Consider the following 23496-nt stretch of genomic DNA (forward strand, 5'->3'; position numbering starts at 1 on the left):
AAGTAATTCGAGGAGAGAATTTATGCTAATTATCATGAATTAATTCTACAAAAAGGTAATTGGAAAATCATGCCTAAAAGGAGTTTTTTTCTTAATTTTTTCTTGCTTATTCATTAATTTGGTAGATAACTAATTTTATGTGAGGTGGCACATAATTAGGTATTAGGTGTTATACCATTTTGAAAAAAGAATGTTACGAATAATAAGCATGATTAAAAGACTTTAAAGGAGATGTCCCTTGGAGAAAAAAGAGAATTTCCTAGGTCAAAAATGGTATTGAAGCCATTCATTCTGACTTCTGACTCCTGAGGACTGACTCCTAAGAAATATTCTAGCTATTTGTAGCAAAAATTTATCACCCTTGGTATTAGATATTAGACATCTCCAATAATAAAAAACCAAATTAATTATTGTAGATAAATCATCAATTCTTTTCCCCCTACTCTCTACTCCCTACTCCCTCTTTTCCGGAGAGGTCTATTGGTTGTTATACGAATTTTATGTGAAATGGCACAGAATTATGAAATTTATTAACTTGTCTATCTCAATCTACAGTCAACTCTGATTAAAATATTATTCTACAGCGTATTTCATATTAGTAAGGTACACCAGTCGCGGGCAAGATGCTCACACGATAAACACTTTACCATTCTTATGTGTACCTCATTTATCTGCAATCTGCTGTATATATTATAGGTAGATAAATGGATTTCCTCCAAAGAAAGCAAAATAAAAGAAGTCAAAAAACTGAATGCTGATATTTATTTAAGTGTGAATTTCTATAAATGAGCGACTAAGAAAATATTACAGAAACAATATGCTATGAATAACGAAAGAGAAAATATCGACTGGGAAAGACTACAAAAAGCTTTGTCAGTAGAAGTACAATATGGATTTCAAAATATCCAGAGAAAACAATATATATTTAATGAATTTATTAATTAATATAGATAAATGGATTTCCTCCAAAGAAAGCAAAATAAAAGAAGTCAAAAAACTGAATGCTGATATTTATTTAAGTGTGAATTTCTATAAATGAGCGACTAAGAAAATATTATAGAAACAATATGCTATGAATAACGAAAGAGAAAATATCGACTGGGAAAGACTACAAAAAGCTTTGTCAGTAGAAGTACAATATGGATTTCAAAATATCCAGGGAAAACAATATATATTTAATGAATAAATTCATTAAATATATAAATGGATTTCCTCAAAGAAAGCAAAATAAAAGAAGTCAAAAAACTGAATGCTGATATTTATTTAAGTGTGAATTTATATAAATGAGCGACTAAGAAAATATTACAGAAATAATATGTCATGAATAATGAAAGAGAAAATATCGACTGGGAAAGACTACAAAAAGCTTTGTCAGTAGAAGTACAATATGGATTTCAAAATATCCAGGGAAAACAATATATATTTAATGACTTTTTAAGTATCAGTTTGAGCAAGTCACCAATAATATTAAAAGGTTATCAAAATCAATTTCAGGAGATATCTAATCAATTTGTCAGCTATCCAGAAATGACCAGAGAAGAGCGACAAAAATTACTAGAAACAACTAAATTTTTTTTACAAAAAATGCAATATATTTCTGAAGGTGTAAAACCAGAAGAAACAATAAAAAAAGAGAGAGTTAAATCAGAAGAAAAAAGTCAAAAAACACTAAAAAGCAACTCCGTTACTTCTCAAAAATACAGCGATAAACTTGATGTAGAACAACCATTAACAGAAGTCAAAGATATTAGCAAAAGAAACAGCGATCGCCTAGGAATATTAGGATTATATACAGTTAGAGAATTACTTTATTATTACCCAAGAGACCATATAGATTATGCTCGTCAAGTAAATATTCGTGACTTAGAACCTGGAGAAACTGTCACAATAATTGGCAAAGTTAAACGATTCAATTGTTTTTCTAGCCCTAAAAATAAGAAATTAACTATTCTCGAACTTACTCTCACAGATGCTACAGGTCAAATTAAAATAAGTCGCTTTTTTGCCGGACCTAGATTTAGTAATAAAGGTTGGCAAATGCAGCAGAAAAAAATCTATCCAGTCGGTGCAACAGTAGCTGCTTCAGGTTTAGTTAAAGAAAACAAATATGGAAAAAATTTAGATAACCCAGAAATAGAAGTTCTTGATAGTGAAGGGGGTAAAATTGAATCAATGAAAGTTGGTCGTTTAGTACCAGTTTATCCCTTAACAGATGGAGTAGGAGCAGATGTTGTTAGAAGAGCAATATTTACAGTTTTACCAACAGCAGAACAATTATCAGATACATTGCCTGAAGCATTACTAAATCAATATCAATTAATAGATTTAAAAAACGCTATTAAAAATATTCACTTTCCTATAGATCGAGATTGTTTAGCAGCAGCACGTCGTCGCTTAGTTTTTGATGAATTTTTCTACCTACAATTAGGATTATTAAAACGTCGGCAACTGCAAAAAAAAATAGAAACAGGAATAGCTTTACCAACTACAGGAAAATTAATTGAGCAATTCTATAAATTACTTCCATTTGCGTTAACTAATGCTCAAAAAAGAGTAGTTAATGAAATACTAAATGACCTACAAAAACCTGAATCAATGAAAAGATTAGTACAAGGAGATGTAGGAGCAGGAAAAACTGTAGTAGCAGTTGTGGCGATGTTAGCAGCAATTCAAGCTGGTTATCAAGCAGCTTTAATGGCACCAACAGAAGTATTAGCAGAACAACATTATAAAAAATTAGTTGCTTGGTTTAATCTCTTACATTTACCAGTTGAACTATTAACTGGTTCGACAAAGGTAGCAAAACGCCGAGAAATTCACTCTCAACTTGAGACTGGAGAATTACCTGTATTAGTCGGTACTCATGCTCTAATTCAAGAAGCAGTAATTTTTCACAAATTAGGTTTAGTAGTAATAGATGAACAACATAGATTTGGCGTTCAACAAAGAGCAAAATTACAACAAAAAGGTGAATCTCCACACTTTTTGGCAATGACAGCTACTCCTATTCCTAGAACTTTAGCTTTGACATTACATGGAGATTTGGATGTTAGTCAAATAGACGAATTGCCTCCAGGAAGGCAACCAATTCAAACAACTACTTTGACTGGAAGACAACGCAAGAAAGCTTACGATTTAATCCGCAGAGAAATAGTTCAAGGTAGACAAGTTTATATTGTTTTACCTTTAGTTGAAGAGTCAGAAAAATTGGATGTAAAATCCGCAGTCGAAGAACATCAAAAGTTAGCAGAAAAAGTTTTCCCAGAATTTCAAATAGGTTTACTTCATGGCAGAATGACCAGTGTAGAAAAAGACCAAGCAATTAGTGCATTTCGGGATAATCAAACTCAGATTTTAGTATCTACAACTGTGGTGGAAGTGGGGGTAGATGTGCCGAATGCCACAGTAATGTTGATTGAAAATGCAGAAAGGTTTGGTTTATCTCAGTTACATCAGTTGCGGGGAAGAGTGGGTCGTGGCGTCCATAAGTCTTATTGTTTGTTGATGAGGGGTGCGGGTTCTACTGATGCTGTCGAAAGGTTGCAGGTTTTAGAGCAGTCTCAGGATGGATTTTTTATTGCGGAAATGGATATGCGTTTGCGCGGGCCCGGTCAGGTTTTGGGAACGAAGCAGTCTGGGTTGCCGGATTTTGCTTTGGCGAGTTTGGTTGAGGACCAGGAGGTTTTGGAATTGGCGCGGGGTGCTGCTTTTCGCGTGATGGAGAAGGATGAAAGTTTGAATAGTTGGCCTCTGTTGAGGAGGGAGTTGGAATGGCGGTATCAGAAAATGATGGGAGGGTCGATTTTAAATTGATTTTTAATATTTATAATAGATTAATCCTAGAATTTTCAGGAGGTATTATAGAGATATGCAAAGATGTCCAAAATGTAATTCTGAAAAGTTAATGCACAATGTCAGGATAATTGATAGGGGGCACAATGGCAGCATAACACCTTTAGAAGTTGAAGTATTCACAAAACCAGACGCTATATTTTTTAAAGGGTCACATAGAGAGGCTCTAGAGGCAACTATTTGTGGAAAATGTGGCCATACAGAATTGACAGTAACGAATCCAGATAAGCTATATCAAGCTTATCTTGAATCTCAAAGGAACTCAATCTAGATCATAATTTTGTGTTAGACAAACAAACAGGAGTGTGTCAGTCCAGTAGGGTGCGTTAATGAAATGTAACGCTCTATTTTAGCAGTATGGGAAGGTCCAGTAGAAGTAACGCGCCATTTGAGAAGATTATTATGTACTTAAATGAGTACAAAATCTTTCAGAAGTTGTCAGTTTTCCGAGTTCAGGTGGGTTTCGGTGCGTTACGCTTCGCTAACACACTTGAATCTCAAAGGAACTCAATCTAGATCATAATTTTGTGTTAGACAAACAAACAGGAGTGTGTCAGTCCAGTAGGGTGCGTTAATGAAATGTAACGCTCCATTTTAGCAGTATGGGAAGGTCCAGTAGAAGTAACGCGCCATTTGAGAAGATTATTATGTACTTAAATGAGTAGAAAATCTTTCAGAAGTTGTCAGTTTTCCGAGTTCAGGTGGGTTTCGGTGCGTTACGCTTCGCTAACACACCCTACCTTTCCTACCTTTCCTTCTCTAGATGTTGAGCGATCACTCCTGACAGACAAACAGAAACTAATTATTAATTCAAAATCAAAAATTTATTCATCACTATTTTTTCATACGCAATAGTAGAGTCTCAAAAGTCACCGAAAAACTCAGTTGAGACCAACTGACTTTTCCCTCTCTAGATATGGAGCGATCGCTCCTGACAAACAAACAGGAGTTAATTGATTAATTTAAAATCAAAAATTTATTTACTACTATTTTTCTATACGCAATAGTAGAATCTCCAGCGCTCCTGACAAACAAACAGAAGCTAATTATTAATTCAAAATCAAAAATTTATTCATCACTATTTTTCTATACGCAATAGTAGAGTCTCAAAAGTCACCGAAAAACTCAGTTGAGACCAACTGACTTTTCCCTCTCTAGATATGGAGCGATCGCTCCTGACAAACAAACAGGAGTTAATTGATTAATTTAAAATCAAAAATTTATTTACTACTATTTTTCTATACGCAATAGTAGAATCTCCAGCGCTCCTGACAAACAAACAGAAGCTAATTATTAATTCAAAATCAAAAATTTATTCATCACTATTTTTCTATACGCAATAGTAGAGTCTCAAAAGTATGGAAATAGTTAACTAGGAGCAACCTACCTTTCTTTCTTTAGATGTTGAGCGATCGCTCCTGACAGACAAACAGAAACTAATTATTAATTCAAAATCAAAAATTTATTCATCACTATTTTTTCATACGCAATAGTAGAGTCTCAAAAGTATGGAAATAGTTAACTAGGAGCAACCTACCTTTCTTTCTTTAGATGTTGAGCGATCGCTCCAGACAAACAAACAAGAACTAATTATCAATTCAAAATCAAAAATTTATTCATCACTATTACTACGCAATAGTAGACCTTCAAAAGTCTGGAAATACTTAACTAGGAGCAACCTACCTTTCCTTCTCCAGATGTTGAGCGATCGCTCCAGAAAAACAAACAGAAACTAATTATTAATTCAAAATCAAAAATTTATTCATCACTATTTTTCTATACGCAATAGTAGAATCTCAAAAGTCTGGAAATACTCAACTCAGACCAACCGACTTTCCCTTCTCTAGATGTTGAGTGATCGCTCTAGACAGACAAACAGAAACTAATTATTAATTCAAAATCAAAAATTTATTTACTACTATTTTTCCATAGGCAATAGTAGAATCTCAAAAGTCTGGAAATAGTTAACTAGGAGCAACCTACTTTTCCTTCTCTGGATGTTGAGCGATCGCTCCAGACAAATCAAAACAGAGAAATAGGCTGTAATTTAAAGATTTATAGATGATAGGAAATTTATTTTGCGACTACTTGTATAACCAACTAAATAAATCTGCAATAGATAATTGCCAATCTGTTAATAAATTGAGAACTGGTAAATTATCAGAATTATACCTAATTTCTGGTTGTTGGTTAGGTTGAAAAATCACTACAGATTCATCTTCAGAATCTATTAACCAACCTAACTGAGTACCATTATTGAGACAGAAAAGAATTTTATTAATTAATTGATTAGAACTTTGGTCTGGCGAGAGAATTTCTATTACCCAATCTGGTGCTATTTCAAATCTATTTTCAATTCTACCATTTGCTTTTGTGGGAATACGTTGCCATGCAAAAACTGAAATATCTGGAACTATGGAACGTCCGTTAAAAGTACATCTTAATTCTGGGAATGCCATTACTAACTTTTGTGGTTCACCTGCTTGATTAATAGCTGACGATAGACAAATTTGAATTCTACTATGTTCTCCTTGTGGCATTGGTTTTTGATAAATTTGATTGTTAAAATATTCACTTGCTGGTTTTGTTTCTGGCAATTGTAAAAACTCTTCGAGAGTAACTTGTTGGGGTGAATTAACAGTAGTTAACATAATTATTTTGCCTCAATTTAAGCTTAACTATTTAAGGAAGAGGGAAGAGGGAAGAAGTAATAAGGGGTAAATATTGAAAAAAAGGGGTAGACGATAGAAATAACTAGGGTTTGCTGAATAAAGTCTGTTGGTGGGGGTAGGAGACAGGAGACAGGAGACAGGAGACAGGAGAAATGGGGATGAGCGAGGAGGTAGTAGTAAAAATTGTCCCTTGATTTTTCTGCCATAATCATCCCAAAATACTAGCATGCATGAGCTTTTTAGACCGAAAAGCTTGCACTTTTTCAAGACAAAAAAAGGCAGCAAACCAATATCAGTCAATGCTTTGATATTTAATCAGCAAGCCCTAACTATCTAAAATGAACTATAGTCGCTATTTTTTAGCATATCCGATCGATATCTACCTTTTTGTAGTATTCTCTTGTTTAATTGGTATAATTCACTAGAAAATAAAAGACGAATACCTATAATAGCGAATCCAATTTTAGCGATAATTATTACTATATTTGCGCTCAAGTCTCATTCTTGAACACGAGGTTGTTTCAACATATCAATAAGAGTATGATGAGCATCTTCAGCATCCTTTAAAGTATGGTCAAATTCAATCCTTATCGGTAAACTTTCCCCACTAACTTCAGCAGTTAAGTTCATACCTTGAGCATCAATAGAAAGCATCTTTGCTGCTGTAGCATTGGCAGAACTACCAAATTTTTGAGCATATAAAAGTACCGCATCTTGATGGTCTTCATTCATATGGGAACAAATGCGAGCACTAATTTCTGAAGTAAATGAATTAGTCATATTTTCAAATCCTTTTATGAGTATTATTTTTAAATATAAAAAAAGCTCAAAAACTTAATCTTAAAAAACTAGGTAAGAGAACTATAGATTGAGCTATAAACATCTAGAAAAATCTTAAGATCAACCATATTCCCAGATGAAAGTAAAATGCATAAGGTACGAAAAATTAGGATTTGAGATTGCTTTCCGTTCCGGACTGCTACGCAAACCCTGTCGGTCGCAATGACGGAGATACATTGTACTGCATAAGTCCTAATAATTTTATTCTAACTTCTGAGTGCTTAGTTAATTTTCTGCCTCCTGTCTCATGTATTTTGACTTATGTTTCATGACTCCTATCTTCGATATTCATCACCACAGTCACCAATAATTTTAAACAAATTCCGTGACTCCCTACTTAAATTATCAATTTGCTGATAATCTTCTACATCTAAATTGAAATGAAACACCCGAGAATTATCTTGCAAATTTTCTGAAATACTCAGCGTTGCTCCGACAATAGCACCTGCCACAGAAGGCTGTTCTAAAATATAGCGAACTGCCACATTTGAAATACTAACTTTGTGTTGATCAGCAATTTTTTTTAGCAGATTTAATAATTTTTGAAATAAACTCCAACCACCCCAAGTATCAACCATCTTTTTATACTTTTTCAAACTAACAGTATTGAGGTCTTTTGGATGAGGTTCTGAAGAATCTAAATATTTTTCTGAGAGCAAACCACCGCATAATGTACCATAAGCCAAAAGCTGAATATTATGCTCTTGGCAAAACTGTACCATTTCTATCAAAGGACGACGATCTACTAGAGAAAATTGAACTTGATTAGAGACTATCTTAATTCCACTTTCAATAATAATTTTCAAATGTTCAGTATCAAAATTAGTTAAAGCCAAATGCTTAATTTTTCCCTCCGACTGAAGCTCCGACATATAATTAAGAGCATCCAAATAACTTTTATTTTGATATTCCCACCAGTGAAATTGAACTAAGTCTAAAGCTTCCACATTCATCCTTTTGCGAGAAATATCAATATTTTGCTCAACTAACTTTTTAGTCATTTTAGTTGGTCTTGGCACCCACTTAGTAAAAGCTTGTAAGTTAGATAAAGCCTCTTTTCCTCTAGTAGCTATTAGTTGTCGTCTAAATTCTCCAATAAAGTCCTCTGCTGGGCCATAATGGTCTGCTAAATCCCAAGTAGTGAAACCTGCATCCATATAGTCAAACATACTTTGGATAGCAGTTTTGGGGTCTATACGTCCGTGAATACCTGATACCTGCCACATTCCGTTCAAAATGCGACAGATATTTAAATTATCAGTCAATTTTAATCTGCTTGATTCAGGTAGTTTCATTGCCTATTTTTACTTATTGTTATAGCTTTGGATTTACCAGTTATTTTAGAATAATACAATTAGTCATAATCTTTACAGACTTTTTACAGTTTTGAACTTTGATGGGTTATACAGTTATTGATATTGTTTCTTCGGCAGAATAAGCAATTTTAATAGCAGTAGAAAAACGACCTAATTTAATATTAATGGATGTGATGTTATAGCAATGTGCGCTAGCATATTTACAAATTACAAGAACTGTCCAATAGCTAAAAGCCTTATATTATCGGTTTTTTATTCCCCCTTCCGGAGCTGTTGCCTTCCGGAGCTGTTGCCTGCGCACAGCGGTATACAAGAAAAAATGGATGGGATAACAGCAGCAGAACAAATTCATTTAAGCTCCCAAATACCAATAATCTTCTTAAGAGCTTATACCATAGCAAGACAGAAGCAATTACAATTGCCATTATTCAAATGGCTCATAATTTAAACTTAAAAGTAGTTGCTGAAGGAGTAGAAACTCAAGTAGTTGCTGAAGGAGTAGAAACTCAATCCGAATTAGACTTTATTCGTAAATATGACTGTGACGAAATTCAAGGCTATTTCTTCAGTGCTCCATTACCCACATCCAAGTTTGAAAATTTATTAAAAACTAATCAACTATCAAAATTCCCTAGCATTTAAAGACAAAGAAGAAAGAAGAAGGAAGAAGGAAGGAGGAAGGAGGAATAAGGAAGAAGAAATCATAGAAATATGTGGTTTTTAGGATGAGAGACCAGCTCATTATTAAAGAGTAATACCATGCATGAAAAAAGAGTTACGAATAATCAGCACCATAGCGCATAGTTTCATATAAAGTCTATTTGACGAAAAAGATAATTTACAACATTAAAAATGGCATTAAATCTATTCATTCAGAATTGCTGAATTCAGAATTGCTGAATTATTACGAAATACCCTAGATATTTGTAGCAAACATTTATCAATTTGGTATAAAATCACCAGAAAGTAGAAGGGAAAGAGCAAAGCTGAAGAAGTCATAAATCACACTATAATTGTGGAAAGCCACCAGCCAAAACCTAAGCCTAATCCAGAAATAATAGCTAAAATCAAAAAAGTAGAAAATCCATTAAACAACTCTATCAACTTTTCTCCCGCAACCATTTGAGCAACTACTCCTGCCACAATACCAATAGCTACCCATAACCCAACAATAATATTAGGCCCAGCACTAGCCAAAGCGATCGCCACAGGTTTAGACCGAGTAGAATTCCAAGCTGCAGACCAAGCTCCAACCCAAGCTCCCACAATAAACCCAAGCATACTGCCAACACCAGTACCAGTCTTCAAACCAATCACAGCATCTACTATTGTCCCAAAAATAAATCCAGCAGCAGCCCAAATAATAGAACCAACAATCACCAATAATACATTTTCAGCCCCATTACCAGCCAAAAATCCCCCCAAAGCAATTACTCCATCAATAGTCACCACAGCAGCAACTGTCCTGGCCTTAGGTTCAGTGCCAGCAATTAACCCTAGACTACATCCAACCATGGCCCATGCCAAAGCAGTGATTATACCTCCCACAGAATTTCCAGCTATCCAACCTGCTCCCCCTCCAGCACCCAATAAAGCGATCGCCCAACATCTTTGAGAACCCGTTCCTTCAATTGCCAAAACAGTCATTCCCATCCATGCCACGCCCTCAACCACGGCCCAACTCCAGACAGGAGCTTTGTAAATAACTAATACCCAGGCAGTCAAAGCATAAAATAGGAAAGTGGCAATTAAACTACCCCAAGGAATACTGGAAGTTGCTGAATGTGGTTGATGAGTGTGGACAGAGAACTGTTGAAAATGATTATTAGCGTTAGAATTTTCTGGCCTTTGAGGAGAGGGGGAAGGTTGAGGAGAAGGTGGACGACGAGGTGATGAGTATTGTGTTTGACTGGGAGTTTTTCGTTTCGGAATAGTTTGTGGTTGAGAATCATTCAAAAAATACCGTAATTTTCCGTAAGCTTCATTAATCTCTTTGAGACGAATAGTAGCTCTTGCTTGGAGACGAGTATTTTGGGCAAAGCGGTCTGGGTGCCAGACAAAGGCTAAATCTCGGTAAGCTTGTTTCACTTGATCTAGAGAGGCACCAGGCTCAAGTTCTAAAATTTTATAGTATTGATTTATCTCATCCACATTAGAAAAATAATCAGTAATTAGGACAATTAGGAATTTAGTGGTGTGACGTTATCGAAAGCCTTATTTTTTGAGGTTGGTATTATATGACAGGGAAAAGGCCGCCGAGAAGAGTGGGAAAAACATTTCCTCTTTGATTCATCATTACTCTATGTAGTAACCAACTCAATATTTGATACATGAAACAAAACTCATAGACAATTAGTTCCATTTTGACTTTAAAGTAAGAAAAATGCCATATTACTCTTATGAGTCTATCTGAAAATGTTGCAATTCATCTCCCATTATCATCTTCGATTTAGCGGGAGATGAATTGCAACCAGAAAATATATTCATTGCCACACGTGAAAGATTTGTCTTTGTGTTATAATTGCACCTTTAAATTCAGAAAAAAATAAACGGATACTTGATTACTCTAACTTACCAATACAAGCTTAAACCGACTAAACATCAAGAAGTAGAAATTAATCAGATTCTTGATGTTTGCAAAAGCGTGTATAATTCGCACTAAGAGAGCGGAAAAACTGGCTAAGTTCAAAAAAATCACCAATTAATAGTTGTTCAATTGTTGCTGAATATATTATTTCTGGTGATGCAGCTTATCCTAATTATAATCATCAAGCAAAAAACTTAACAATAGCGAAGAAAACTAAGACTAACTTTAATTTAGTAAATGCCCAAGTTTTACAACAAACTTTAAAGACTTTAGATCGAGCTTTTTCTGATATGAAATCTCAAGGAAAAAGTTATCCAAGGTTTAAGAAAAAACTGAGAAGTTTTATTTTTCCAGCAATGCTGAAAAATTGCTTAGGCAATATATAGAGTTAAACTGCCTCAGGTAGGTTGGATGTAAGATTAAACAAAGTAGGCCATATCCAGATTTTTTTCAAGCTAAACAAGCTAGGATAGTCAAAACAGTTAGTGGTTATTATTTGATGATTAGTTTTACTTCATCAGAGTTAGTATCAGAGAATCCAGTAGGCAAAAAGTGGTTAGGAATAGACGCAGATATACAGATTTTTGTAGCTACTTCAACTGGAAAGTTAATCAAATCTCCTAAGTTTTTATTAAGTAAACTGCGGTAGGGGCAAATGGGCATTCGCCCCGACAATTGCTGCAAAGAAGGCTTAAGAAAAAAAATAAGGGGTCAAATAATTGGTTAAAACTTCTAGAAATAAATTTTTAACAATAAAAGCATTAAAACAACGTAATTTAGATTTATCTTATTAGCTAGTATAAACTACCCGCTAAAATAAAGAGATATCTCAAAATATCAATATCAAATGTCTGCAAACTTTCCCACTGCCGTTTTGATTGACGGCCATTCTCTAGCCTTTCGTTCCTACTATGCTTTTGGCAAAAGTCGTAGTGGGGGCTTAAAAACTTCTACAGGCATTCCCACCAGTGTTTGTTTTGGTTTTCTGAAGTCTTTGTTGGAAGTTATGGAGACTCAAAAACCAGAATATTTAGCGATCGCTTTTGATTTAGGAAAACCTACGTTTCGCCACGAAGCTGACAAAAACTATAAAGCAGATCGAGCAGAAGCGCCTGAAGATTTAATTGTTGATGTGGAAAATTTGCAAGAGATTTTAGGTGCTTTTAATATACCTATAATTACTGCTGCTGGTTATGAAGCGGATGATGTATTAGGAGCTTTAGCGCAAAAAGCTAGTACTGCTGGTTTTCGGGTAAAAATTCTTTCGGGCGACCAAGATTTATTTCAATTAATAGATGTGGAAAAAGGTATTAGTGTTTTACATTTAGCAGCAGGTAAAGGTAGCACTCCTCTAGAGTTTGGTCCTGAAGAAGTTAAGGAAAAATTGGGTATTTTACCGACTCAAGTTGTTGATTATAAAGCTCTTTGTGGAGATGCTTCTGATAATATTTCTGGTGTTAGGGGTATTGGGAAAAAGACGGCTGTTAAGTTGTTGAATGAATATGGTTCTTTAGCAGAAATTTATAGTTCTCTGAATAAAATTAAAGGAGCAAATCAGAAAAAACTTGAAGAGGGAAAAGCTGAGGCAGAACATTCTCAGTTTATGGCAAGAATTGAAGTAAATGTTCCAATAGATATTGAGATGGAAGATTTGCAGCTCAAAAAAATCTCTCGCTCAGAAATTGAGCCTATTTTGCAAAAGTTTGAATTACAACATTTCTTAAATCAAATCCCTTATTTAGAACAACAGTTTAGTGGGTTGGCGGGAATTGAAGCTTTGGCAGAAGAGTCGGAAAATAAACAAGAAGAAAAATCAGACAATATTTTGGTTGAGGAAGAGAATGATGATTGGTTTTTTAGTGCAGAAGATACAAAGGCAGCTCAACAACAAATAACAATAAAATCAGAAATAAAACCTCAAATTATTGATACTCCAGAAAAGTTAAATCAGTTAGTAAATATTTTAAAAGAACAGAAAAATTATGAGACTCCCGTGGCATGGGATACGGAAACTACATCTTTAGAACCACGAGATGCAGAGTTGGTTGGTATTGGTTGTTGTTGGGGAAAAAATATAGAAGATATTGCCTATATTCCCACCGGACATAAAGTAGGAAAAAATCTAGATAAAGGAAAAGTATTGGAGGCTTTAAAGCCAATTTTAGAAAGTTATGATTATCCGAAAGTATTTCAAAATGCCAAATTTGATAGATTAGTTTTTCGCTGTCAAGGAATTAAATTAGCTGGAGTTGTTTTTGACACAATGTTGGCAAGTTATGTATTAAATCCTGGAGCAAAACATAGTCTGGAAGAAATATATATTAGACATCTGAGAACTGCTGGAATAAATTTAAAAAGTTATGATGACGTAGTCTCTAAAAATCAAACTATTGCTGACTTAGATATTCTCAAAGTTACTCACTATTGTGGAACTCAAGTTTTTGTAACATTTCAGTTAGTAGAAAAATTAAGAGCTGAATTAGAAAAAGCGGATAAAAATAAACCTTCAGAAAAATCTTTGCTCAAATTATTAGTAGATATAGAACAGCCATTAGAATCTGTTTTAGCAGAAATGGAATATCTGGGAATTAGCATTGATATTGAATATCTCAAGAAATTCTCAGTCCAACTGAAAAAAGATTTAGAAGTAATTGAAAAAAGAGCTTTTGACACTGTAGATAGTCGAATTTTACAGGAATATCTCATAACAGAAATTCAAAATATAGAAGCTGACTCATTCACTAATCAACAAGAATTAAAAAAAGCAATATCTAGCCCCATACTAAAAGCATATATTACCAAATTATCAAAAGAGCAAAGACAAAACTCAGAAGAAATTGAAAATCAAATCAATCTAGCAGAAACAAGTGACTTTTTAAACCTTAACTCACCATCTCAATTAAGCGAACTACTATTTAATATACTCAATCAAAATCAGAAAAAATCTCGGAAAATTAAGACTGGTTACTCTACAGATGTAGTTGTCTTAGAAAAATTACAAGAAGAAAGTCAACATCATCCCATCATTGATGAAATCTTAAATCACCGAACCTTATACAAACTATTTTCTACCTATGTCGAAGCCATACCAAAATTAGTTCGTACAGATACTCAGAGAGTTCATACAAATTTCAATCAAACTCAAACAGATACAGGACGTTTATCTTCTTCCGAACCAAACTTACAAAATATTCCCATTGGTACAGAATTTTCTCGGCAAATTCGTCAGGCATTTATCCCCAAAAAAGATTGGTTATTAGTCGCCGCAGATTATTCACAAATTGAATTAAGAATATTAGCTCACTTGAGTCAAGAACCAGTATTAATAGAAGCTTATCAAAATAATCAAGATGTACATACAGTCACAGCCAAACTATTATTTGAAAAAGCAGAAATTACATCAGATGAACGTCGTGTTGGTAAAACAATAAACTTTGGCGTAATCTATGGCATGGGGGCGCAAAAATTAGCAAGGTCTGTCGGAATAAGCGTCAAAGAAAGTAAACAATTTTTAGACAGATATAAACAAAAATATTCTCAAGTATTTGAGTATTTAGGGAAGTTAAAAAAAGAAGCGATCGCTCAAGGTTATGTAGAAACAATATTAGGTCGTCGGCGTTATTTTGAATTTGAATCTAAAACTATCCGAGATTTAAAAGGCAGGGAAGCAAAAGAAATTAACCTAGATGAATTTAAACGTTTAAGTCAAAATGATGCTCAACTTTTAAGAGCAGCAGCTAACTCGCCTATTCAAGGTTCAAGTGCAGATATTATTAAAATTGCCATGATAAAATTCCATGAAATATTGGCAAATTATCAGGCAAAATTATTATTACAAGTCCATGATGAATTAGTATTTGAAGTTCCATCATTAGAGTGGGAAGAATTGGAGCAGGTAATTAAATCCACAATGGAAAATGCCATAGATTTAAAAGTACCACTCATAGTAGATATTCATGCAGGAAAAAATTGGATGGAGACCAAATAATACCAGTAGGGGAGTGGAAGAGTAGGGGAGTAGGGGAGTAGGGGAGAAATAAACAATGGCTTTACATAATTTTCTTGGGCGATGCTGATTGATAATGATTTTTAGATTAACATTTCAGCAACGCCTTTTTTTTAGTAGGGGAGTAGGGAGTTGCATGCAATGTCCGTAAAGAGAAATAAACATAATCATAATTAATACGCTTCTAGGGTGCTAATTATCAAAAAGACGATCCTGTTTGTGTTAATTAATTAATAATTGAAGTGCTACCTAAGAGACTCTTTGTAAAAGGAATAGATATCTCCAAAAAAATCAAAAATAAAATCAATTATTATCGCTAAATTATCAATTATTTCTCTCTGTTCCCTACTCCCTACTCCCTACTCCCTACTCCCTAAATTATCAATTATTTCTCCCTGTTCCCTGTTCCCTGTTCCCTATAAAAAGTTTTTATTGTGCAAGAGATATGTTAAACTCCTGACTGTAGTTTACTAAGAATCTTTATTTGAGTAAATCTAATGGATACCAAAAAATTAGTTTTAGGTGGAGTTAGTTTGGTATTAGGCAGTGCAATTGTTGCAACTGCTGCCAGTGTTGAACTTAGTGTTGAACAAGAACAAGTAATATGTAAACTTAAAGAGACTGTAGAACAACAAGAAAGAGCTGGCAAAAAACTGGTTTTCTGGCCACTAATTGGAAAAGTGAAAGAAAGAGTAGAAGTTCCTTTTACAGCCAAATTATCTTCTAATACCTCCTACAGTATTTTAGGGGTATGTGATGATAATTGTAATGACTTAAATTTAACCCTTAAAAATCAAAAGGGTGAGAAAATAGCGAATGATAAAAAACAGGATGGAATACCAGTAATCTCTTTTACTCCCACGGAAAACAGTAATTATCGGATTACTGCACGACCAGACAAATGTTCAACTGAAAAATGTGAATTTGGTATGGTTTTATTTGTTCCTAAAAGTGTTGATTTAGATGTGGCCTCTGAGCTTCCAGATGAGTTATATCTATTTAAGTTGTGCCAAGAATAAGCAATAAATTAGTACAGGTAATTCAGTTAAGTTAGTATTCTCAGAAAAATTTTGAAAAATAATATAGTTATACGAACAATTAATATTTTTTGTTTGACCAATACTCAGACAGTGAAAAATGCAATAACATTTCTCAAAGTGAAATACAAGTTGTTAAACAAAATTAGAAACAAGCTTTATTTGTTAAATTGTATAGAAATATGTGAGAAATAAGCCTGGATAGTTAATCTAACTAAAATTTTACTGTCAAAAAAATTTTTATTGAATGGGGATTGGACTTAATCTCTATTGATCATCTAATTTAAACAAAAAAACTAGTATTAATACTACATCTGGTTTGGATAGGTTATATCATGTCCGGTTGAATACTTATAAATAAACAACGGAGTCCTCAGGTAGGGGAGCTGTCGGATTGGCGACTTACAGGAGTCAGGAGAGAAGAAAGAAGAAGAAAGAAGAAAGAGGAGAAAGTTTTTTTGATCACTAATTATCCGGACATGATATTACTCATCAGATTAGAAAACAGAGAAAAATTATAAATCTGTTTGATCGACTGGAATTAGTATAATATTGACTTAACGCTTAGGAACTGCTGAAAAAATAAAATTAAAAGAAAATAATATTTTAGATGTAGTTACCAATATTCTAATCCTATGCTCAGTAGTAATCTAAGGATAAAGAATTTATACTAATCCCGATCAATTAAAGTATTAGTAGTATTGCAAAAAAAAATATATTATGGTATCTAGGAAAAACTTCACTGTACATAACTAATCCTCGGAAGTAATGAAATAATTCTGACTAACAAGGCCGTTATGAATATTAGATTAAAATAAAATATACTATATGATTATGGCCAAGGAATACCAGTAGAGATGTCTTTAACTTCTACATCAAAAAAAAAGTCTATGATCCGAGAGAAAACCGGATCAAAAAATCTTTCTAGTAACATAGGAATCAGAAAAAAAATATGTTTTGGCTATATATTACCAATAAGCATTGCGACTTTAGGAATACTTACAGGGCGGATATTTGAGTTGAATAATCAACATCAAATTAGAGGACAAATAGAGGAAGCTCAAGAACAAGTAGATTTGCTTACAAAACTCACAACAAAAGCATTGAAGATCAACATAATTCAAAAAGAGCGGCCAAAATTCCTTAATGACCGGAAAGTTTTAGAAGCAAAAATATCCCAAGAATTATCAAGTATTTATGAGGTTAATACTATTTTTAAACAACTTCAATTAATACCAGAAACCGGAGATGAAAGTATAGAGAAAAAATATTATATTCCGCTTCAAGAATTTATTCAGAGTTATCTGAATCCTTTGACAGTATATCTTCAAGAATTGGAAAATTCAGTTCAAGAAATTAAACAGATTCCTCCTAAAACAACAATAGAAGTAGAGAGTTCGTCATCAGCATCACTTAGTAAAATTAATAATAGTGAATTAGCAATAAAACTAGAAAAATTATCGCAAGATTCAGAGAATTTAACTACACTATTTAATCAGAGAGTAGAACAAGGATTTAGAGATTATCAAAAAACAGAAGCATTAGGAATTAAAATATTAATAGGTAGCCTACTGCTATCGATAATTATTGCAGTAATGATGGCTATCTATACCAGCAGATCCATTGTAACTCCCCTCAAAGATATAATCAAAGTTGCCCAACAAGTGACAGAAGAAGCTAACTTTGAACTCCAACTTCCTGTCACTACAGAAGATGAAATAGGACAATTAACCTTATCTCTAAATGAATTAATTGATAAGGTGGCAAAATACACAGAACAACTCCAGGAAGCTAAACTGAAAGCAGAAGCAGCAAACCGTTCTAAAAGTGCTTTTTTAGCTACTATGAGCCATGAACTTCGTACACCTTTAAATGCTATTATTGGATATAGTGAAATTCTTTATGAGGAAGCTGAAGACGCAGGATATCAAGATTTTATGCAGGATCTAGATAGAATTAAGATTGCAGGTAAACACCTTCTAGAAATGATTAGTGATATCTTAGACATTTCCAAAATTGAAGCAGGTCAAGTAACACTTTATTTAGAAAGTATTGAAGTTGAAAAGTTAGTTCAAGATGTAGTTGGTACAGCGAAAAATCTCACAGAAAAAAACCGTAATACCTTCAAATTACTTTTAGGAGAAAATTTAGGTACAATGTATGCGGATATGCCAAAAGTGAGACAAGTACTGATAAATTTATTGGGTAATGCAGCTAAATTTACAGAAGATGGTTTGATTACTCTGAGTGTGGAAAGAGTAAATAATAAGAAGTTGAAAAATTATCAAAATCAAAATTTACAGTCCTTTAATAGTTCAAATGGTTACATAGTTTTTCGGGTGATAGATACTGGTATTGGTATGACAGAAGACCAGTTAAAGCATATATTTCAACCTTTTACTCAAGCAGATGCTTCTACAACTCGTCGGTATGGTGGTACTGGTTTAGGGTTGGCAATATGTCAACGTTTATGTGAAAGGATGGGGGCAAGAATTTACGTTAAAAGTAAATCAGAGGAAGGTTCTACATTTACTGTTTGGTTTCCAGAAAGAGTAATGATCTGATTGGTATTTGACTCTGGTAAATATTCTAGGATGAAATACAAACAGTTAAGTTTAATCAAAGTAATACTCAAGGTTGAATACCCTATAATAAAAAACGGTTTTTTCTACTAAAATTTTGGGGTTGCACATTATGGAATGATATTGCCAAAAATTAGTTTAGACTTTGACTAAAAAAAACCTAATATCAATCATTCTAGCAATTGATTAATCCAAAATTCTGTTCATCAAAAATCTAAAATCATTCGTCACTATGCAACGCGAGTTTTTCAATGCAAGAAATACCTTTCTCAATCTCAACTGAAATGACTATATATAAAATAATGAGAGCAAAGGTTGATATAGCAAAGTACCTCAGAAAAAGATTGTTAAGTCACTGTTTGTTTTCCAGAAAGAGTACGGTATTAAATTTCAATACTCTAGGATAAAAAAAATTAGTTAAATTTCATTAAAGTAACACCCAAGGGTGAATACCCTATAATAAAAAACGGTTTTTTCTACTAAAAATTCTGCAACAAAGCCAGTTAAAATTAAAGAAAAACAGACTAAAGAAAAACAAAAAAATATGCAACTAAATAATCCTAACCAATTTACAGAAAAAACTTGGGAAGCTATATCCCGTACCCCTGAAATCGCTAAAACCTCTCAACAACAACAAATCGAAACCGAACACTTAATGAAAGCCTTGTTAGAAGAAAATGGACTCGCAACCAGTCTATTTAACAAAGCAGGAATCTCAAGTTCTAAAGTACAAGAATACACAGACACATTTATTAGTCGTCAACCCAAAGTTAAAAATACACCCAACAATATCTACTTAGGTCGTAGTCTAGACTCCTTATCAGACAATGCCGAAAAATATCGTCAAGAATATGGAGACGAATATATTTCCGTCGAACATTTCATGCTTGCTTATCTCAAAGACAATCGCTTTGGTAAAAATCTCTATCAAGAATTTAAACTAGATGAAGCCAAACTTAAAGAAGCTATTTCCCAAGTTAGAGGCAACCAAAAAGTAACAGACAAAAACCCAGAAGGTAAATACGAAGCTCTGGAAAAATATGGTCGCGACCTGACAGAATTTGCTCGCGAAGGTAAACTCGACCCCGTTATTGGACGGGATGATGAAATTCGACGCACTATTCAAATACTCAGTCGTCGCACCAAAAACAACCCAGTATTAATAGGTGAACCTGGAGTCGGCAAAACAGCGATCGCCGAAGGTCTCGCCCAACGTATTATTGCCGGAGATGTTCCTCAGTCTCTGAAAGACCGTCAGTTAATTGCCCTAGACATGGGTGCTTTAATTGCTGGTGCTAAGTTTAGGGGCGAATTTGAAGAGCGTCTGAAAGCTGTTCTCAAAGAAGTCACAGACTCAGACGGTAAAGTTATCTTATTTATAGATGAGATTCACACAGTTGTTGGAGCAGGGGCAACCCAAGGTGCTATGGATGCAGGCAATCTCCTCAAACCAATGTTAGCTAGAGGAGAACTCCGCTGTATTGGAGCAACAACTCTCGATGAGTATCGTAAATACATTGAAAAAGATGCTGCCTTAGAACGTCGCTTCCAACAAGTTTATGTAGACCAACCCAGTGTAGGAGATACCATCTCAATTTTACGGGGTCTCAAGGAACGTTATGAAGTACATCACGGCGTGAAAATCTCCGATAGTTCCCTCGTCGCTGCTGCTACTCTGTCCACTCGCTATATTAGCGATCGCTTTCTACCAGACAAAGCGATAGATCTTGTAGACGAAGCTGCAGCTAAACTGAAAATGGAAATTACCTCCAAACCAGAAGAACTTGACGAAATTGACCGCAAGATCCTGCAACTAGAAATGGAGAAGTTATCACTGCAAAAAGAAAGTGATGCTGCTTCCAAAGAAAGGTTAGAGAGACTAGAAAAAGATTTAGCAAACTTGAAAGAAGGGCAACGCACCCTAAATGCTCAGTGGGAATCAGAAAAAGGCATCATTGGTAAAATTCAGACCCTCAAGGAAGAGATGGATAAAGTCAATATTGAGATTCAGCAAGCAGAGCGAAATTATGACCTCAACCGTGCTGCTGAGTTGAAATACGGTAATCTGATTAATCTACAAAAACAAGTAGAAGAAGCAGAAACTAAACTCGAAGCAACTCAAACCAGTGGTCAAACTTTGTTGCGGGAAGAGGTGACAGAAGCAGATATTGCTGAAATTATTTCTAAGTGGACTGGTATTCCCATCAGTAAGTTGGTGGAGTCAGAAAAAGAGAAGCTGCTACACCTCGAAGAAGAATTACATCAGCGAGTTATTGGTCAGGATGAGGCAGTAACTGCTGTTGCTGATGCTATTCAGCGATCGCGTGCAGGTTTAGCAGACCCCAACCGTCCAGTGGCGAGTTTTATTTTCCTCGGTCCTACTGGTGTTGGTAAAACAGAATTAGGAAAAGCATTGGCAGCATATTTATTTGACACTGCAGATGCGATGGTACGCATTGATATGTCTGAGTATATGGAAAAACATTCTGTGTCTCGTTTAATAGGGGCACCTCCTGGATATGTTGGCTATGATGAAGGGGGTCAATTAACTGAAGTTATTCGTCGTCGTCCATATACAGTTATTTTGTTTGATGAAATTGAAAAGGCACACCCAGATGTGTTTAATATTATGCTGCAAATATTAGATGATGGGCGAGTGACTGATTCTCAAGGTCACACAGTTGACTTTAAGAATAGCGTAATTATTATGACGAGTAATATTGGTTCTCAGTATATTTTAGATGTCACTGACGATCATGAGCAAGTACAGAGTCGAGTCATGGAAGCGTTGCGTGCTGCTTTCCGTCCAGAGTTTCTCAACCGTATTGATGAAACTATTATTTTTCAAGGGTTGCAGAAAGAGCAGCTGCGGAAAATTGTGCAATTACAAATTGTACGTCTAGAGAAACGGTTAGCTGAACGAAAAATTTCACTGAAGCTTGCTGATGCTGCTGTTGACTTTTTAGCAGAAGTTGGCTATGACCCTGTATATGGTGCTCGTCCATTAAAGCGGGCAATTCAGCGAGAGTTAGAAACGCAAATTGCTAAGGGTATTTTGCGTAGTGAATTTAATGATGGTGACACTATTTTTGTGGATGTTGAAAATGAGCGACTTTCATTTCAACGGTTGCCATTGGAGTTGGTGACAGCTAAATAGAAGACTGTGGGGAGAGGGGGAGAGCTTTGACTTATGTCATAGAAGATTTAAACGTTAGTGGAATGTTAGCTAACCGTAAACTAGCTAAATCCATAGCAGACCAGGGCTTTTATGAGTTCAGGCGTCAACTAGAATATAAAACACAGTGGTACGGTTCTGAGTTAGCAATAGTTGATAGGTTTTTTCCATCATCAAAGACTTGTTCTAACTGTGGTCATGTTCAAGATCTGCCCTTAAATTTAAGGACTTATGACTGCCCTGAATGTGGCTTGTCAATAGACAGAGATTTAAACGCCAGTATTAATTTGAGAGATGCGGTTGGTTCGACCGTGAATGCCTGTGGATGAGTAACCGCCGACGGCCTCAGTAGAAGCAGGAAGTAAACATCAGATTGTCACGTTATGTGACGGTTTGTATCAGTTTTATAGAGCAGGCTTACAGGGGTTGTTTTTAACATTCTGGTTGTGACAAGACAAGGAAGACAAGGAGATAAGATTGAGAATCTTTAGCAAAGATTTGTTAGCCCTGTTTTGTTTTACGGTTATCCCAGTATTCTTTGAGACAGGCATCATCGGGAGAATTTGTTCCTTGTATCTGATTATGCCCAACTTACCTGTTTTGGGTAGCTTGACTGAGCTAATCAGTTGTTCTAATCCATGTAAACCTATATTGGTGAGCAATGGACTAATTGCTCCTCCTTGGGGGGTTCCTTCATGTGTTGGGTTGTATATTCCTTTGTCAATGTATCCTGCCTTCAATCACTGCTTGATTGTTTTCCTAGCTGGATGTGTTCCAACTAAGTTGGGGATGGTTTCGTGGCTTACATTATCAAAGAATCCTTTGATGTCAGCATCTAGAACCCATGTGTCTGTACCTTGCTTGAGCTTTAGAAAGCATTGAGCTATGGATCGTGACAACTTCTACCAACTCTAAAACCGTAAGAGTTAGCTTCAAATTTGCTTTTCCACTCAGGTTCTAATGAGTTTTTAACTATTGTTTCAAGCACTCTGTTTCCTATGGTAGGGATTCCGAGTGGCTGCTTCTTACCGTTGGCTTTTGGAATGTACACTATAGGGTTTTCCCTGTTGTATCGGTTAAAGTTCACGAAGTAGTTAGGATGGCTACCTTTTCTGCATCTTGGCTTGGGTTTGTTGGAAACGAGGGGTATATTTCGGCAAGGTTGACTACAGAATATACAAGTCAAATTTGTCCGAATTGTGGAATATATACAGGTAAAAAAGACCTATCTGAACGTACTCATAAATGCCGTGAATGTCACTACGAAATCAACTGTGATGTGGCAGCAGCAAAAGTAATTTGTCATCAAGGTGTCACTGCGGTCGGGCAGACCGTGGTTCAACAAATTGACGCTCGTTGGCCTACTGTCGGGAGTTGGAAACAATCTAGATAAGTGCCACTTAAGCATTAAACCTAAATCGTGAGGTTT

Annotated in this window: 15 protein-coding genes and 1 pseudogene; 11 read left to right on the forward strand and 5 right to left on the reverse strand. The window is 34.9% G+C overall.

The window, feature by feature from the left end; translation table 11 throughout:
• Positions 1-822: 822 nt before the first annotated feature.
• From F6K18_RS03105 to F6K18_RS03115, 3 genes are all read left to right on the forward strand, one after another.
• On the forward strand, positions 823-945 hold the full coding sequence (locus F6K18_RS03105) for a hypothetical protein (protein WP_287518552.1): 123 nt from the start codon (positions 823-825) through the stop codon (positions 943-945).
• Positions 946-1320: 375 nt separating this feature from the next.
• On the forward strand, positions 1321-3813 hold the full coding sequence (gene recG / locus F6K18_RS03110) for an ATP-dependent DNA helicase RecG (RefSeq protein ID WP_287518554.1): 2493 nt from the start codon (positions 1321-1323) through the stop codon (positions 3811-3813).
• 55 nt (positions 3814-3868) lie between these two features.
• Entirely contained in the window at positions 3869-4123 is a 255-nt protein-coding gene (locus F6K18_RS03115) for a hypothetical protein (RefSeq protein WP_287518555.1), read from the forward strand.
• Between the two features lie 1813 nt (positions 4124-5936).
• On the opposite strand, the gene F6K18_RS03120 is transcribed toward F6K18_RS03115, so the two are convergent.
• The 3 genes from F6K18_RS03120 to F6K18_RS03130 form a co-directional block, all read right to left on the reverse strand.
• The gene (locus tag F6K18_RS03120; protein WP_192901147.1) at positions 5937-6503 is read right to left on the reverse strand and encodes a Uma2 family endonuclease; all 567 of its coding nucleotides are present in this window, start codon (positions 6501-6503) and stop codon (positions 5937-5939) included.
• A gap of 519 nt (positions 6504-7022) precedes the next feature.
• The gene (locus F6K18_RS03125; RefSeq protein WP_287518557.1) at positions 7023-7304 is read right to left on the reverse strand and encodes a DUF2470 domain-containing protein; all 282 of its coding nucleotides are present in this window, start codon (positions 7302-7304) and stop codon (positions 7023-7025) included.
• A gap of 335 nt (positions 7305-7639) precedes the next feature.
• Positions 7640-8659, reverse strand: a complete 1020-nt coding sequence (locus F6K18_RS03130) for an aldo/keto reductase (RefSeq protein WP_287518559.1) — start codon at positions 8657-8659, stop codon at positions 7640-7642.
• A 453-nt stretch (positions 8660-9112) separates the two neighbouring features.
• Here F6K18_RS03130 and F6K18_RS03135 point away from each other — a divergent pair, with 453 nt between their 5' ends.
• Complete coding sequence (locus F6K18_RS03135) at positions 9113-9322, forward strand: EAL domain-containing protein (protein ID WP_353734997.1); 210 nt, start codon at positions 9113-9115, stop codon at positions 9320-9322.
• Positions 9323-9682: 360 nt separating this feature from the next.
• On the opposite strand, the gene F6K18_RS03140 is transcribed toward F6K18_RS03135, so the two are convergent.
• Entirely contained in the window at positions 9683-10831 is a 1149-nt protein-coding gene (locus F6K18_RS03140) for a J domain-containing protein (RefSeq protein ID WP_287518561.1), read from the reverse strand.
• Between the two features lie 406 nt (positions 10832-11237).
• On the opposite strand from F6K18_RS03140, the gene F6K18_RS36415 reads away from it, so the two are divergent.
• From F6K18_RS36415 to F6K18_RS03165, 6 genes and pseudogenes are all read left to right on the forward strand, one after another.
• Complete coding sequence (locus F6K18_RS36415) at positions 11238-11342, forward strand: helix-turn-helix domain-containing protein (protein ID WP_161564595.1); 105 nt, start codon at positions 11238-11240, stop codon at positions 11340-11342.
• 772 nt (positions 11343-12114) lie between these two features.
• The gene (locus F6K18_RS03145) at positions 12115-15255 is read left to right on the forward strand and encodes a DNA polymerase I (RefSeq protein WP_287518563.1); all 3141 of its coding nucleotides are present in this window, start codon (positions 12115-12117) and stop codon (positions 15253-15255) included.
• Positions 15256-15770: 515 nt separating this feature from the next.
• Positions 15771-16292, forward strand: a complete 522-nt coding sequence (locus F6K18_RS03150; RefSeq protein ID WP_124145714.1) for a hypothetical protein — start codon at positions 15771-15773, stop codon at positions 16290-16292.
• 1037 nt (positions 16293-17329) lie between these two features.
• Positions 17330-18874: an ATP-binding protein gene (locus F6K18_RS03155; protein ID WP_287518566.1), complete on the forward strand. Its 1545-nt coding sequence runs from the start codon at positions 17330-17332 to the stop codon at positions 18872-18874.
• A 562-nt stretch (positions 18875-19436) separates the two neighbouring features.
• Positions 19437-22049: an ATP-dependent chaperone ClpB gene (gene clpB, locus F6K18_RS03160; protein WP_287518567.1), complete on the forward strand. Its 2613-nt coding sequence runs from the start codon at positions 19437-19439 to the stop codon at positions 22047-22049.
• A gap of 35 nt (positions 22050-22084) precedes the next feature.
• Positions 22085-22396, forward strand: a pseudogene (locus tag F6K18_RS03165) (RNA-guided endonuclease InsQ/TnpB family protein); the annotation flags it as partial.
• Between the two features lie 411 nt (positions 22397-22807).
• Here F6K18_RS03165 and F6K18_RS03170 read toward each other — a convergent pair.
• Entirely contained in the window at positions 22808-22966 is a 159-nt protein-coding gene (locus tag F6K18_RS03170) for a hypothetical protein (RefSeq protein WP_287518763.1), read from the reverse strand.
• 200 nt (positions 22967-23166) lie between these two features.
• On the opposite strand from F6K18_RS03170, the gene F6K18_RS03180 reads away from it, so the two are divergent.
• Positions 23167-23460 carry a zinc ribbon domain-containing protein gene (locus F6K18_RS03180; protein ID WP_375341291.1) on the forward strand — a complete coding sequence of 98 codons (294 nt, stop codon included), beginning with the start codon at positions 23167-23169 and terminating at the stop codon, positions 23458-23460.
• The last annotated feature ends 36 nt before the right edge of the window (positions 23461-23496 follow it).

It is taken from the genome of Okeania sp. SIO2C2 (genome assembly GCF_010692625.1).
Classification (GTDB): Bacteria; Cyanobacteriota; Cyanobacteriia; order Cyanobacteriales; family Microcoleaceae; genus Okeania; species Okeania hirsuta.